The organism is Anaerosporobacter sp., from assembly GCF_031551385.1.
Lineage (GTDB): Bacteria > Bacillota > Clostridia > Lachnospirales > Lachnospiraceae > Anaerosporobacter.
In genome coordinates this window covers 22,501-39,010 of record NZ_JAVBNS010000252.1, presented here as the reverse complement: position 1 = coordinate 39,010, position 16,510 = coordinate 22,501, and the positions used below count along the sequence as shown (strand labels likewise).

Here is a 16,510-nt window from a genome sequence, read left to right as displayed (position 1 = left end):
CTTTCGATGTTTGTCAACAATAATTTTATTTATTTTTCGAATTGCTTCAATTCTTAATTATTTCAGAATTGTTTATTCATTTAGTACAGTTCTTCAACCGACTTGGTCTAGTATAGCAGACATAAAAGCATTTGTAAAGGGCTTTTTCGATAAAGTTTTCTTTTATTTCTGCCATGTATAATTCAACATAAATATGTTACCCTTTTTATGTTATAATATTCATGCTATAGTAAAATTCAGCAGAATATAAAACCACTAATAAAAAACAGCTTTGTGCCGCATGCCAAGAAAGTCCATTAAAGCACTCTCTTCGCATATGGTACAAAGCTAAATTATTATAAGAAACTATGTATTTTATTATTGCAATACATTGCGTACACGATCTAATGTTCCAGATAATGTATCTACTGATTTCTTAGCATCTTCTGTAATATCTCTTTGATATGCAACTTCATGTTCTACACTATGTGCTGCATCATTTGACGCATAAGCTGCATCAAGAATCTTTTTGAATACTTCATCTACACTATCAGCCATAGAATTCTGTATATCAACAATTTCTAAAATCTTATTCATATCGCTTCCCATACTTTCATTAAAGGAAACTACAGATTTCATTGTATCAGAGATTTCTTTTGATGCTTTTGCTGATTGTGCTGCTAATTGGTTTACTTGGTTTGCAACTACTGCAAATCCACGTCCATGTTCCCCTGCACGTGCAGCCTCAATTGACGCATTTAATGATAGCATATTTGTTTTGTTTGAAATACCAGCAATTACATTTGCAAATCCCATAATCATAGAAGTCATCTTTTCCATATCTTCCATGTTCTTTGTTGCTACAGAAACCGCTTGTGTTAATAAAGTAATCTTTTCTGACAATTCTTTAATGCTTTCCATACCTTCTTTAACAAGATTTAACGAAGTATCCGCACTATTAATAGAATCAAAAGCGTTTTGCTCCACCTTTTGTTGTGACGCATACAGATTATTCATCACAGTCACCATATTTTCCAAATGAGCACTTTGTTTACTTGTTATTTCTTTTAGTTCTCTTACAACTCCTCGATTTTGATCTTCACCCATAATTCTATCTCCTTTCATCCCTTACACTCTCTATTATAAAAACTGTAATAAATCTCTTAACGTTTTTATACCAATAAGTTTTATTCCTTTGATTTCAATCAGTTCTTTATTCACTTGCGGAAGGATACATGTCTCATAACCCATTTTCCTGGCTTCAATTACTCGTTGCTCTGCTTGGCTTACACTTCTTACCTCACCTGTTAAACCAACCTCGCCAAAAGCAATTGTTTTCCCATCAAGTGGACGATTCTTATAGCTAGACATAATCGCTAATATTATAGACATATCTAACGCTGGTTCATTAATTCTCATACCTCCAGCAACATTAACATATGCATCGCAACTAGCCAATTGCAATCCTAAACGTTTCTCAACTACCGCCAAAAGAAGATTTACACGGTTATAGTCCGTTCCTGCTGCTGTTCTTCTAGGCATATTGAAATTGGTTTGACAAACAAGCGCCTGTACTTCAACCATAATCGGTCTTGTTCCTTCTATTGCGCATGTTACGATTGAACCCGACTCTCCATCAGGTCTGCCCTGCAACATATACTCAGACGGATTCGTAACTTCTACAAGTCCAATATTGCGCATTTCAAAAACGCCAATTTCATTCGTTGATCCAAAACGATTCTTTACCGCTCTTAATATACGATAGGATGCATGATTATCTCCTTCAAAGTATAACACAGTATCTACCATATGTTCAAGTACTCTTGGTCCAGCAACTACTCCTTCTTTTGTCACATGTCCTACAATAAAGATAGAAATTCCTAGTCCTTTTGCTATCTGCATCAAGCTATTCGTTGTTTCCCTAACTTGACTTACACTTCCTGGTGCTGAACTTATGTCCTCACGAAACATCGTTTGTATCGAGTCTATGATAACTACATCTGGCATTATCTTCCTAACTGTCTCTTCAATCAAGTCAAGGTTTGTCTCACTTAACAGAAGCAATTCACCTTCTACATAATTCAATCGACTAGCACGCATCTTGATTTGCTTCAACGACTCCTCACCAGAGATATAGAGCACACTTTTTTGCTTGGACGCTAACTCATTACACATCTGTAACAATAGAGTTGATTTCCCAATACCAGGATCTCCCCCCACTAACACTAACGAGCCAATAACAATTCCTCCACCAAGTACACGGTCTAACTCACCAATACTCGTACTGATTCGTTCATCCGCATCGCAGTTAACATTACTTATCTTCGTCGGCTCAACCTGTATTCTACGATCCTTACTTACCCCAGTCACTTTCTTAGCTACGGGTTCTTCCACAAAAGTGTTCCACTCTTTGCAACCTGGACATTGACCAACCCATTTTGCGGATTCATGACCACACTCTTTGCAATAAAATACATTCTTTACTTTTGCCATTCCTACTATCCTTTTACATAATTTCTAAAACGTATTGCCAAAATATGTATTGCATTAAATGAAATAAAGGGAGCTCAAATTCCTACTCATTGGATATTAAGCTCCCATCTATTCATTCACATTATATCAAGGCAGTCTATAATTTAATAACCTTAACCTTTGATTGTTTTCCATTACTTATCTCAGCACTTACAACTAATTTTCCACCTAGATTTGTTTTCATCTTACCAACGTTTATATCATCAACGAAAACTTTGTACTCTTTCTCAGGCTCTAACTCCAATGTAATTTGTATATCTTCAGAACCTTCTACTGTGAAATAAACATCCTTATCCGTTGCATTAAATGAAAATACTGAAGTACCAGGTACTGACTCATACACGAATAAACCGTTCTTTTCAAGTTTTGTTATCTCCTTGAAAGTTTTTACTTTATACAAATCTCCATTATGCTCAAAATCTGAAACTTTTGACTTTTGATCTAATGTATAATCACCAAAACTAATTGTCCCATCATTTTCTCTGCGAATTAATTCTTCAACTACTGCCATTACAGAACCCTCCATTTTTATACAGTACATCAATTTGTAACTCTTCTTGACATGTAATTCCCTATTTCGGTATACACTCCACAAATTATCTTTTGTACTGTAATTATCATTGTAACAAAAAGAACATTATCCTATATCGTTACTTTTCTTTAATATAATCACATTATATAATAATCGACAACTTTTTACTAGTGAATCTTTCATGATTTTTATTAAATATCTATTAAGATATCTTTTTTTCCACTATTGCATCTGAAATACTATATTCTTGTCGACAACATCAATGCACACATGATTTCCAGTGCTTACTTTTTGTTCCAAAATCTCTTCCGCTAGCTTGTCTTCAATATTTGTTTGTATTGATCTTCTCAATGGACGAGCTCCATAATTCTTATCAAATCCAGCATCTGCAATAAACTCAATTGTTGCTTCCGTGAATGTAAGATCCATCTCAAGCTGTAGCTTTGTTCGCTTTGCAATCGTCTGTAACATAATACGAACAATATCTTTAATATTATCTTTTGTTAAGGAATGGAATACAATAATCTCATCAATACGATTGATGAATTCTGGTTTAAAGAGTCTCTTAACCTCCTCCATAACCCCTTCTTTCATCTTCTTATAGTTTTCCTTCTCATCTACTTGTGTTGTAAATCCAAGTTGCTTTGGTGCAATGATACGACCTGCTCCTGCATTTGAAGTCATAATAATAATTGTATTTTTAAAGCTTATCTTTCTTCCTTGTGCATCTGTAATATGTCCATCGTCTAATACCTGTAATAGAATATTGAATACATCTGGATGTGCTTTTTCAATTTCATCAAAAAGAATTACACTGTATGGATTTTGACGTACTTTCTCACTTAACTGACCACCTTCATCATATCCAACATATCCAGGAGGTGAACCAATAAGTTTTGATACGCTATGTTTCTCCATGTATTCCGACATATCAACACGAATCATAGCATTTTCATTGCCAAACATCGCCTCTGACAATGCTTTTGACAACTCTGTTTTACCAACCCCTGTTGGTCCTAAGAATAGGAATGAGCCAATTGGACGATTTGGGTCTTTTAAACCAACACGACCTCTACGTATCGCTTTAGAAACAGCGGTAACAGCTTCCTCTTGTCCAATTACCCTCTCATGTAGGATATTCTCAAGATTGCGTAAACGGCTGCTCTCTTCCTCTTCTAATTTACTAACTGGTATCTTCGTCCAACCAGAGATAATATCTGCAATTTCAGTTGGAGACACTATCATCTCTTTCTCTGTCTTCTCTTTCTCATGTTGCAGATGCAGTCTATTTAATTCTTCTACATTTTTTGTTTGTTGTTTTTTGATATCTCCGGCCTTTTCATAAGCTTCATTCTTAATTGCTTGCTCTTTCTCTTCCTCTAAGCGCTCATTCTCTTCTTCAAGTTTCTTAATATCTGGACTTGTAATATAGGCGCTTAATCGTACTTTTGATGATGCTTCATCAATTACATCAATTGCCTTATCAGGAAGATATCGATCATTAATATATCGATTTGACATACGTACTGCTGCCACTAACGCATCATCTGTAATTCTAACTTGATGATGAACTTCATATCGATCACGTAAGCCCTTTAGAATAAGAATTGTTTCATCTTCTGAAGGTTCTTCAATAACTACTGGTTGGAATCGTCTCTCTAACGCAGCATCTTTTTCAATATATTTGCGGTATTCTTCTCTTGTTGTTGCTCCGATTAATTGAATCTCACCTCGTGCTAATGATGGCTTCAATATATTCGATGCATCAATTGCTCCTTCTGCTCCGCCTGCTCCGATTATTGTATGAATCTCATCAATAAACAATAAGATGTTACCATCATTCATTACTTCCTGAATCACTTTTTTAATTCGCTCTTCAAACTCGCCTCGGTACTTTGAACCTGCAACCATACCGCTCAAATCAAGAGTTAATACTCTCTTATCCTTAATTGTCTCTGGAATATTACCTTCTACTATTTTTTGCGCTAGGCCCTCTGCAATCGCAGTTTTACCTACACCTGGTTCTCCTACTAGACATGGATTATTCTTTGTTCTTCTACTAAGAATCTGTACAACTCTTTGAATCTCTTCTTCTCTTCCAATAACAGGGTCAAGTTTTCCCTCTCTTGCATATGCTGTTAAATCCCTACTATATTGATCCAATGTCTGCGTAGATGATTTTCCTTTTGATTTATTCTTGTTTGCAGCATATTCACTCTTAGCAGCATTACTGTCTTGACCAATCGCTGTTAAGATATCGATATATAATTTCTGAATGTTTACACCTAATGTATTCATAAGACGTACTGCAATACAATCCGTCTCTTTTAATAACGATATCAGAATATGTTCTGTTCCTGTACTTTGAGATTTAAGGCGTAGTGCTTCCCTGTGACTTTGATCTATAATACGTTTTGCTCTAGGCGTAAAACTTCCGGCATCTAGTACCTCTACACTTGAATTTGGAGCAATCAGTTGATTTACTAAATCTATTATCTTTCTTTCATCTACTCCATTCTCTTCTAAAACTTTAGATGCTACACCATCAGCCTTAATAAGACCAATTAATAAATGTTCTGTTCCTATATAACTATGCATTAAACGATATGCTGAATCTGCTGCAACTTGCAACGCTTCATTTGCATTTACTGTGAATCGATCGTTCATTCTGTCCATTCCTTTCACTGTGATTTTTCAGTTACTTTCTCTATTACAAATCAAGTAACTCAGGCAAACTTTCATTCAAATATTTCGCCCTAGCTCTTTCTCTTTCCTTCGTTCCTGCATTTTTACCTAACATTTTCTGTAGGTTTGCAGGCTGAATTGCCATCATTAGCTTATAAAAAGATGGTGCTTCTTCACTTTCTATCATTTGAGAATCGTATCCAAACTTGATTTGAGCTAACAGCATCATTGCATCCGCCGTTGATATCTGCTTTGCATAGCGCAAAACTCCATAAGAACGATATACTTGATCCTCATATTTATCAAAATTTGTCTCTAATAAATATTCTCTTCTTCTGCATTCCTGCTTTATAATTTGATCTACGATTGAAATTAAATTCTGAATTATATCACTTTCTGACATACCAAGGGTTTTACTATTGGATACTTGATAGATATACGCAATATTTTTGTTTCCCTCACCATATACTCCACGAATAGAAACTCCGTATTTACTTACTTCATCAATTAGTTTTTCTATCTTGCCTGATGTACCAAGTGCTGGAAGGTACAGCATAATAGATGCTCGTAATCCTGTACCTACATTTGTTGGACTACTCGTTAGATAACCGAGTTTATCATCAAAGGCATATTGAAGTTTATCTGATATCAGATTATCAATTTCATTTACTTTCTCAAGTAATGGTAGCAGATTCAGTCCACCACTTATCGCCTGTATGCGGATATGATCGTCTTCATTCAACATCAGACTTACACTCTCATCTTCTGTCATAACAACCGCCGCATGTTGCTTCTTCTGCGCTAGCTTTTTCGTTATAATATGTCTCTCAACCAAAGCTTCTTTCTCTATTTCATTTGCTTTTGTTATATCATAATAATAATACTTTCCTATTATATCTTCAAGCGTTGTCTTCTCTTCATCTAAACGACTATACACATCTTCACATAATTGCTCCGCTTGTTCGAAGGTAAGTTTTGGAGAGAATGGATACTTAGCAAAATTTCTTGCAAGACGAATTCTACTAGAAATCACAACATCGCTTTGTCTGCTTTTCTCTTCATACCATTTAAGCATTGTTGATTTCCTCCCTGTTTAATTCCTTCTTTCTATTCTCTTGTTCCTTTAACTCTTTAATTTCATCGCGCAGTTTTGCTGCTTCCTCAAATTCTTCTTTTTCAATTGCTTCTTGTAAAAGAATAGCTTTCTTCTCTATTTCCGTTAATTCATTGATAATCTTCTTCATTGAGGATACATAACCTCTAGGTTGTTTTCCAACATGAACGTCTGCGCCATGTATACTTTTCAAACTTCTTGATAATATCTTTTGAAAATGTTTATAGCAGTCAGCACATCCAAACATCCCTTGCTGCAAGAATTGATCATATGTCATCTTACAACTCTCACAATGAACTACTTCCTCTTTGTTTTTTTCCTTATTTTCCGTTTCTTCTTTTGTATCTGTTTTTACATTTGATTTTGAATCCGATGCGCCTCTATAACTTCCAAGTATACTTGATAATATATCCCCTACAGAAACATCTTTATTTATAAATGTTGAATTCATATGAAAGCGAGTACATTCCGCTGCACATTCCTCACATAAATGCTGTTCTTTCATTTCTCCATTTACAACTTCTGTATAATAAATCTTCGCATCTCTTTTTTTACATCTATCACATAACATACTATTTGCCTCCTTGATGCGACACTTCAAAACTAGACGAATAATAAAATACAATCTAAATCATTACAGAAATTCATCAAATATTCGATCTACTGCTTCATGAACTTCCTCTCTTGTAATGTCTTTACAGTATGCCTCTGCCAAAATCACTTGCATAACATTCATCATATCCATCATTGCTTTGCATTTGTCTACTTCTACCGAAATAACAGCACCTTTTCTTCGATCTAGTTTTAGATAGCCTTCTTGTTTTAATATAGTATATGCTTTGTTCACGGTGTGCATGTTAATTCCTATATTTTCTGCTAATTCTCTTACCGATGGTAGGTTATCCCCTTCCTTGAATTCAGCATTTGCTATTCCTAGTATAATCTGATTTCTTAACTGAATATATATTGCTTCTTCACTATTAAAATCAATACGTACAATCACATGTATCACCTTCTTTTAGTTATATCTGTTATACTGCTAGTATAACAGATATATGATCATTGTCAAGTGGTATAATCAAGCAAAGAGTAGTACACTTTGTTGTTATCTCAAGTATACTACTCTTTCATTATCTAAAAGAATTCATCATCTTTTACTCCACGTAATTTAACTAATAATCGAATTATAATTAATGTAGCAATTAGTGTAATTACGCAACTTACAGCCGCGAGAATCTTCATATTCTCTAGCTTTTTCGCATATTCATCCTTTGTCACCTTATTTGCTGATTTTATAGCTGCTTGGACATCTGATGTATCATATCTTTGTACGGTATTCTCAAGTTTATCGTAACGATAGAACTGTGCCTCACCATCGCCTTTCTTCATGTATAACAATACCCAGTCCGAAACAGCTCCACCAACTGGCTCATATGCAGTTAATGTAATGTTTTGCAATTTCATTGTTGTTTCTTCATAACCATCTGGAATCATTGTCTCATCTTCTAATGGTACAATTTCATATCCATAGGAAAAACGCAATGTAATCCCATCTTCTTCTGTTACCAGATATCCATCTGCTTCTAATACATCATCTTTAACATCTGTATTATCCTCTTCTGGCATATCGTCTTTTGGTTCTTCTGGAATATCATTTCTTTCATCTTGTCTATTATCATTTGGATTTGCCGAATCACCCTTTTTAGTAACTACAATGGTATACGTCTTTTGGTCACCAGAAGGTGCTGTTACTATTATATTCACTTCATTCGGACCTGATTGTAAATTCGTATTACCCATTGTCTTTACTTTAGCATCACCATCTTGCGCCATTGCACTAATTACAAGTTCCTTTACATCACTTTCCACTTCTGCTGTATACTTTGTTGTTTTTGCAGTAAATTCTGGCGATAATACACCTGGACTTATTCGTAATGAGTATAACTTTGCATTGTTCGATACTTTCTCATCAGTTCCAATACTAATTGATAAGCGATTACTTGACACCGACATCTCTGCGGAATCTTCGTATGTGTATACATACGCTTGATCCATTGTCTCAATTTGCGCATTTCCTTGTTCAATCGCCTTGAATTGTAATATATATTTACGACTCTTAACAATATTCTCTGGGTTCATATCCGAGATACGAAGGATTCCGTCGCTTCCGCTTACTAAACTTCCTCCACTTATGAATTCTAGCTTTTTCTCATCATAGGTAAGAAATGTTTCAAATCCTCCAATATCATCTGTCGCTTCTACCTTAACAATAACATTAAATGTATCATTTAGCTTAATATCTGTTTCCTTCAGTGTCATTGATACAGTCGCACTTGCTGCTTTTATCCCTACGCTTGGTATCATGTTTACGAATAAACATAGGAGTAACAGATATCGTAGTACTGCCTTCTTTCTTTGCTTCATTCGCTTCTCCCCTTTTTATTCAGACATACGTATTACATTGAGTCTGTACTCTCGTTTATCACCATTTTCAGCAATTACGGATACGACAATTTCATTGCTACCTACATTCAGTGGTATACTTCCCGCGCCATATATGCTTGCTTTCTTATTCGCTGCTGTTGCTGTCACCACAATTGAACTTGTATTTACATCAACAATTAATCCATATGTCTGCTCTGCAGAAGAATCGAATGTTGGTGTAATTGTAAACCCTTCTACTGCAAATGTTTTCAGCCAGTTATTCGGACTAAGTTGATCTGCTGGTATCGCCGCTGGTGAACTTGGCATATTAAGAAATACTGGTATAGAGAACACAATTGGCACACTTGCCATACTGCTATATGCTGCAAATGTCTTTGCTGACTCTGATTCCGCCGCCTGAACATTCGCCATATATTGATGAGAATATGTTGACGTTGCTGTCATATTGAATTTCTCAAGATATATTGTATTCTGTCCTCTTTTAATATATGTAGCTCCAATTACATATGCGCCTCCAACAATAGAACGATATGGATTTGTCCAAGGAATAAGGTATAATGCATTATTCGCAGCACTTGTTGTTCCATTTTGCGCATATTTTAATCCATTTGCAATTGCTCCACCTGCTGCCGTACTATGTGTCGCTCCAATGTTATAATAATTATATAGTCCTTCATAACCACTTACCGTACCTGTTACACTTGAACTAAATGTTTTGCTTGATGTCACAACTTCTTGTTTTACTCTTGATGCCAAGTGATATGGGCTAACCCCTGAATATTTTGCTGCATCTATAAATGTTTCTGCATATGTCTTTGTTTGCGTCACACCATTTTCATCTACATAGTTATAGCTTGCTCCAGCCATAGGACTTCCGCTTAATATGCTATTTAAGCCGCTTAATGTTTGATACTCGTCTTGATAAGATAATAGTTCAAACTGAAATACCCCTTGTGGATTCAAGAAATTTCTTGGATCCATATAGTATGCTGTAATCTCTTTTGATGCCGTTACCCAAGTAGAGCCATCGAATACTACAAATGTATCCGTTGCCCACTTATATGCTCCTGCTTCCATTGACTTCCACGAGATATTCTTACTGTTTGGAATAAGGTTTTTACCAACTGTACTTTCTTGAGAAACTGCTGTATTCCAATCAAGTCCTGTATGATTTGCGACAAATTGCCAATGTGGATATTGGCTATGTAATGTTCTCAGATAAGACTTATAACTTTCTGGGAAGCCTTGTGTTACTAACATCTGCTCGAATTCTTCATCTGACAATGGTTCAGATGGTGTTACCTCTGTTGGATCATCCACAGGGTCAACTACTGGTTCTTCGGGTTCTACTGGTTCTACTGGTTTTTCTGGGTCTGTTTCCGAAGGGTCTGGAGTCGTATTTTTTTCGGAATCTAACTTAACATAATCGCCAGAGATATATCCTGTCATCGTCTTACCACCATATGTAAAGTCTACTTCATACCAAAACATTCCCGATACTTCTGTTACAGAAAATATACTTACTTTTGTACCTGTTGAAAGATAAACCTTCGTTCCTGCCGAATCAACTAACTGGTCTTTCGTCGTTCCCGCACCAATTCGAACTCTAAGGTTCGATGTTGTTACTACACCTGTATCAATTGGCGTTCTTTCCACTTTTGTTTCTGGAAGCGTAAATAAAACACTATTCGCTTCTATGTATCCTGTATATTTTTTCTTACTATATGTAAATTCCACTTGAAAATACTTTATTTCCTTCTTTGTTTCTTCTTTCTTAACCGTTATTTTTGTCTTGTTCGCTAATGATACTGTTTTATCCGATACTTTCAGATAGGTTGTACCACCTGCAGCTTTTCTTATCTTTATATTTGAAGTACTACTCACTTTAGCTGCTGCTGACTTCTTCAACGTTAATTGAATATAATCACTTAATACATATCCCTTTTTGGTTTTTCCATCCCATTTGAATGAAATGTAATACCATTTTTCTTTGTTTACGATTTTCTCTGATAAAACCGTAACCTTCGTTGCCTTTGTTAATGATACTTTCGTATTCGAAACTGCTAACTGCGTCGCTGTTCGAGAAGCTTTCGTTCTTACATTCAATTTCGATGCCGTTACCGTTGCCGCTAAATCCAGTGTTGCTGTAGCTGCCTGTATGTTCTTCTCTTTCGACAATAAGATACTAGATGGACACGCTATCACAATACACAAGAGTAACATTACTATCCTATGCCAGCCTTTTCTATTCATATGTAACTCCTTTCATAATGCCCCTAGAGTAATCTTTCGTACTCCATTCTTCCTTTTACGCTATAACAAATATATAGATATAAAAATACCGAATATCTATGGCATTTTCATGGCATTTTGTCAGATTAGAAAGAATAACCAATGAATAAATTTCCTGTATTGATAGCAAAAAACTGCACTATTAAGTATTACAAAAAACTCTGAGATTCCTATCTACATTCTCCCAATTTTTCTTCTACTCTAATAATACAGTTTTATCTTGTATACGCTTCAACGGATTGCTACGAATTTCATGCCTGCATGAAACGCATGACCTTTTGACCCTTGTATCAGCTTATGCTTCGTCGATTGCTTTACCGATATCATTTCTCATATATTTATTCGAGAAATCAATCCAATTTGTTGCTTCATATGCATTGGCTCTTGCTTCTTTTAATGTTGCACCCTTAGCTGTTACACCAAGAACACGTCCACCATTTGTTACAATGTCTTCTTCCACTTTCTTTGTTCCTGCATGGAATACATAGTAACCTTCTTTATCTTTAAAATTCTCAAATCCAGTAATTTTAATACCTTTATCATATTTCTCTGGATATCCTGCTGAAGCAAGAACAACACATACAGCAGCATTATCTTCGAATTGTAAATCGATTTCGTCTAATTTTCCATCAATACATGCATTCATTACTTCGATGATGTCATTCTTCATACGAGGTAATACTACTTGTGCTTCTGGATCACCAAATCTAGCATTATATTCTAACACTCTTGGGCCTTTTTCTGTTAACATCAAACCACAGAATAAAATTCCAACGAAGTCTCTTCCTTCTGCTTTCATGGCATCCATTGTTGCTTGGTATACATATTTTTCACAGAAATCTTCTACTTCTTTTGTATAGAATGGACTTGGAGAGAATGTTCCCATTCCACCAGTATTCAAACCTTGATCTCCATCTTTTGCACGTTTATGATCTTGTGCACTTGTCATAGGTTTGATATGTGTTCCATCACAGTATGCAAGTACAGATACCTCTCTACCTGTCATAAATTCTTCTACTACAAGTCTGTTTCCAGCACTTCCGAATTGCTTATCAAGCATAATAGCTTTTACGCCTTCTTTTGCTTCTTCGAATGTATTACAAATTAAAACACCTTTTCCAAGTGCTAATCCATCTGCCTTTAATACGATTGGATATTCGCTTGTTTCAAGATAAGTAATTGCTTCATCAGCGGAATCAAATGTTTCGTATCCTGCTGTTGGTATATTATATTTTTTCATTAAGTCTTTTGAAAATGCTTTTGAGCCTTCAATGATTGCTGCATTCTTTCTAGGTCCAAATACACGTAATCCTCTTGCTTCAAAAACATCTACAACACCTGCCACTAATGGGTCGTCCATACCGATAATTGTTAAATCGATTTTATTTTCTTCAGCAAAGTCTGCTAATTTTTCCAATTCCATTGCTTCAATGTTTACACATTCTGCAAGTTCTGCAATTCCTGCATTACCTGGTGCACAATAAATCTTCTCTACTTGTTTATTCTTTGATACAGAATTTGCAATTGCATGTTCTCTTCCGCCACTACCAACGATAAGTACTTTCATTGTTCAACCACCTTTTCTATTTTATTACTGCTTTACCATCTATAATTTCTACTTTACCTGCTGCAATCAAATCAATTGCATTCGGTAAAATCAACCATTCTGCCTGTTCCATAACTCTCTTTTGTAATATCTCTGCTGTATCACCTTGTTCTACTTCAACTGCTTTCTGTAATAGAATCGGTCCACTATCCACACCTGCATCTACAAAATGTACTGTCGCTCCAGTAACTTTCACTCCACGTTCAAGAACCGCTTCGTGTACTTTAAGTCCATACATTCCTGCTCCACAAAACGATGGGATTAATGATGGATGGATATTAATGATACGGTTTGGATATTCTTCTATTAATATCTCTGGAAGAATAACAAGATATCCTGCTAATACAACCAAGTCTACATCATATGCATTAATTCTCTCTACTAAGGCTTTATTAAAGTCTTCTCTCTTTTCAAAATCTTTTGGCGAAACACATTCTGCTGCAATTCCATGTTCCGCTGCTCTAGTTAGTGCATATGCATCTTTTTTATTACTTATAACTACTTCGATACTTGTATTTCGAATCGTACCATTTTCAACTTTATCTATAATTGCTTGAAGGTTTGTACCTCCACCAGAAACTAATACTGCAATTTTCATATGGTTCTCCTTGCTTGATTCGTATTCTATCAATAACTATCTAGGACTATATCCTTCAAGTTACCACCTTCCGAATAGTTACATTCAATAATCAATTAAGAAACTCTTTGCAAATGCAAGAGTTTCTTAATTATTAAATGCTTATTCTACTGTTATACCTTTATCGCCACTCTTAACTCCACCAACAACATATGCTTTCTCTCCAGCAGCTTCAATTAAACGAATTGCTTCATCTACTTGTGTTTGATCTACTGCTATCATCATACCAAGTCCCATGTTGTATGTATTATACATCATTTGCTCAGCAATTTCGCCGTCTTTTGCTAACATATCAAAGATTGGAGGGATTGGGTAGCTGTTCTTTTTAACAAATGCATGAACGCCTTCTGGAAGCATTCTTGGAATGTTTTCATAGAAACCACCACCTGTAATATGACTACATGCTTTCACAGTAACGCCACCATCTTTAAGTGAACGTAATGCTTTCACGTAAATCTTAGTTGGTGTTAATAATGTTTCTCCAAGTGTTGAACCAAGTGATTCATAGTAAGTATCTAATGCATCACGATTCATATTGAATACTTTTCTTACTAATGAGTATCCATTACTATGAATACCTGATGAAGAAATACCAATTAAAACATCTCCATCTTTTAGATTTTGTCCAGTAATAAGATCTTTCTTATCAACAATACCTACTGCAAAACCTGCTAAATCATACTCATCAACTGGATAGAAACCAGGCATCTCTGCTGTTTCACCACCGATTAATGCAGCATTTGATTGAACACATCCGTTTGCAACACCACTAACGATTGTTGCAATTCTTTCTGGTTCATTCTTGCCACATGCTATATAGTCAAGGAAGAATAATGGCTCACCACCTGCACATGCAATATCATTTACACACATTGCTACACAGTCGATACCGATTGTATCATGTTTATCAAGGATAAAAGCTAATTTTAATTTTGTTCCAACTCCGTCTGTTCCAGATACTAAAGTTGGTTCTTCCATACCTTTAAAACTAGCAAGTGAGAAAGCACCAGAAAATCCACCAATATTAGTAAGCACTTCGCTTCTCATTGTTTGTCCAATATGTTTCTTCATAAGTTCAACTGCTTTATATCCTGCTTCAATATCTACGCCAGCTTTTTTGTAATCCATTTTACGTTCCTCCTATTAATTCCAACGAATTTGTAAAGTTACTCGTTTTGTTTCTCATAAATTATCTTACCACACTTTTTGTTCTTTGTCCTTCTTTACACTGTATTATTTTCTTATGTTACTTATTAGGGGTATTAATAAAAATCCATATATCTATAAGGTGAACTACTTTTAGCTTTGTTTTCGTATTGTACTTACATCCTTTCTATTATTCACTCAATTCCCCATGTCTTGTCAAGAAGAAAACAAAAAAAAGAGGTGTCGAAACACCCCAATTCCTAAACCTCTTCTTGCAAAATATGCAACTCTGGTTTATAATCAAATTAGAAACCGACGGATATTAGCATGTCCAACGGTTGCAATCGGAAACTTATAAAGTTGTTAATTAAACGAAATCAACGGATTATAGGCTATCCTCTACGGCGAATAGAGGATAGCCTTTCCGTTTCCAGAAAGGACAACCGCAGACTATCCTCTTTGCTCTAATCTGACTTCTGATATTATATCATTTTAAGACGGATTTTACTAGTATATATTCTTGTATTTCACCTATGTGCCCTCAAGAAAAAAAGACTGCTCACATACTGATTTTTAATGTATTCCCTTTAGTATACTGTACCAACTTTTTTCATCAAGGTTTTTCTTAATTTTTTGATACACTAATCTTTTTAAGAATACATCTTCTTCCTATGCATCATACGATACGCCGTTGGCGTTAGACCAAAGGATTTGCGAAATACCTTTGTATAATAATTTCCGTTTGAGAAACCACATTTTCCAGAAATCTCTTCTACAGATAAATCTGTTGATACTAGTAGTGTAAGCGAATGGTCTAATCGCATATTTCTTAGATATTGCATCGGCGTAATACCTTTTTGCAAATGGAACTGCCTTGTTAGATGTGCTAATGACACACCTATCTCTATACACATTTCTGATAGATTCTTCTGAGTGGAAAAATTCTGTGCCATCCAGTCGGCTGCCTTATCAACACAACCTATATTCATACTATGGGCAGGTGTTTCTATATCTTGTAGAAACATAATTAGAAACTTGTATAGAGCTATGGAATTGTTATATTGTCCGTACTGTTTTCCGTTTTGTATTGCTTGGAATTCTTTCATTAGCATTTGAATGGAGAGACTGTTCTTACTTACGGATACTATGTTTCCATTCATTTTGCTTACATATTCATAATACTTTGTTGCGATTTCTCCATTAAAGTGAATATAGAAAAAATCCCATTCCTCGCCTTCTTCCTTACCAAGGTAATATCTACTTTCATGTGGAAATGGTATTAGGAATGCTTTTCCTGCTGTCAATTCTGTTGTTTCTTTGTTAATTTCTATATATCCTCTACCTTCTAGCGTATATTGCAGTAGATATCCATCATAGTCTTTCCGCTTTGCATTATTATAGTCATATTCCTCATCTTGTCGATGTTCAATTCCTAAATCGTAGATGTGTAGTAGATTTGTTGTAAAGGAATCTATATTTGCAAATCCATAACTTTCATATATCAAAATATTACCCCCTTATGCAGTAATAATCCTCTTTCTT

Annotated in this window: 13 protein-coding genes; all 13 read right to left on the bottom strand. The window is 35.2% G+C overall.

Annotated features, from left to right (window positions below):
- Nucleotides 1–357: 357 nt before the first annotated feature.
- Nucleotides 358–1,086, bottom strand: a complete 729-nt coding sequence (locus tag RMR19_RS18935) for a methyl-accepting chemotaxis protein (protein ID WP_310605064.1) — start codon at nucleotides 1,084–1,086, stop codon at nucleotides 358–360.
- 33 nt (nucleotides 1,087–1,119) lie between these two features.
- Nucleotides 1,120–2,472, bottom strand: coding sequence for a DNA repair protein RadA (gene radA / locus RMR19_RS18930; protein ID WP_310605063.1), 1,353 nt, complete (start codon nucleotides 2,470–2,472; stop codon nucleotides 1,120–1,122).
- Between the two features lie 136 nt (nucleotides 2,473–2,608).
- The gene (locus tag RMR19_RS18925; protein ID WP_310605062.1) at nucleotides 2,609–3,022 is read right to left on the bottom strand and encodes an endosialidase; all 414 of its coding nucleotides are present in this window, start codon (nucleotides 3,020–3,022) and stop codon (nucleotides 2,609–2,611) included.
- Nucleotides 3,023–3,265: 243 nt separating this feature from the next.
- On the bottom strand, nucleotides 3,266–5,710 hold the full coding sequence (locus RMR19_RS18920; protein ID WP_310605061.1) for an ATP-dependent Clp protease ATP-binding subunit: 2,445 nt from the start codon (nucleotides 5,708–5,710) through the stop codon (nucleotides 3,266–3,268).
- Between the two features lie 43 nt (nucleotides 5,711–5,753).
- Nucleotides 5,754–6,803: a protein arginine kinase gene (locus RMR19_RS18915; RefSeq protein ID WP_310605060.1), complete on the bottom strand. Its 1,050-nt coding sequence runs from the start codon at nucleotides 6,801–6,803 to the stop codon at nucleotides 5,754–5,756.
- Nucleotides 6,796–7,413 carry a UvrB/UvrC motif-containing protein gene (locus tag RMR19_RS18910; protein ID WP_310605059.1) on the bottom strand — a complete coding sequence of 206 codons (618 nt, stop codon included), beginning with the start codon at nucleotides 7,411–7,413 and terminating at the stop codon, nucleotides 6,796–6,798. Before RMR19_RS18910 ends, RMR19_RS18915 begins: the two co-directional genes overlap by 8 nt.
- Nucleotides 7,414–7,476: 63 nt before the next feature.
- Nucleotides 7,477–7,845, bottom strand: coding sequence for a GntR family transcriptional regulator (locus tag RMR19_RS18905; protein ID WP_310605058.1), 369 nt, complete (start codon nucleotides 7,843–7,845; stop codon nucleotides 7,477–7,479).
- Nucleotides 7,846–7,976: 131 nt separating this feature from the next.
- Nucleotides 7,977–9,266 carry a cohesin domain-containing protein gene (locus tag RMR19_RS18900; RefSeq protein WP_310605057.1) on the bottom strand — a complete coding sequence of 430 codons (1,290 nt, stop codon included), beginning with the start codon at nucleotides 9,264–9,266 and terminating at the stop codon, nucleotides 7,977–7,979.
- Between the two features lie 15 nt (nucleotides 9,267–9,281).
- A complete protein-coding gene (locus tag RMR19_RS18895) occupies nucleotides 9,282–11,540 on the bottom strand; it encodes a cadherin-like beta sandwich domain-containing protein (RefSeq protein WP_310605056.1) in 2,259 nt (752 codons plus the stop codon).
- Nucleotides 11,541–11,874: 334 nt separating this feature from the next.
- Entirely contained in the window at nucleotides 11,875–13,146 is a 1,272-nt protein-coding gene (gene purD / locus RMR19_RS18890) for a phosphoribosylamine--glycine ligase (protein WP_310605055.1), read from the bottom strand.
- A 16-nt stretch (nucleotides 13,147–13,162) separates the two neighbouring features.
- Complete coding sequence (purN, locus tag RMR19_RS18885; protein ID WP_310605054.1) at nucleotides 13,163–13,783, bottom strand: phosphoribosylglycinamide formyltransferase; 621 nt, start codon at nucleotides 13,781–13,783, stop codon at nucleotides 13,163–13,165.
- Between the two features lie 141 nt (nucleotides 13,784–13,924).
- On the bottom strand, nucleotides 13,925–14,950 hold the full coding sequence (gene purM, locus RMR19_RS18880; protein WP_310605053.1) for a phosphoribosylformylglycinamidine cyclo-ligase: 1,026 nt from the start codon (nucleotides 14,948–14,950) through the stop codon (nucleotides 13,925–13,927).
- Between the two features lie 668 nt (nucleotides 14,951–15,618).
- Complete coding sequence (locus tag RMR19_RS18875; RefSeq protein WP_310605052.1) at nucleotides 15,619–16,473, bottom strand: AraC family transcriptional regulator; 855 nt, start codon at nucleotides 16,471–16,473, stop codon at nucleotides 15,619–15,621.
- Between the last annotated feature and the right edge of the window lie 37 nt (nucleotides 16,474–16,510).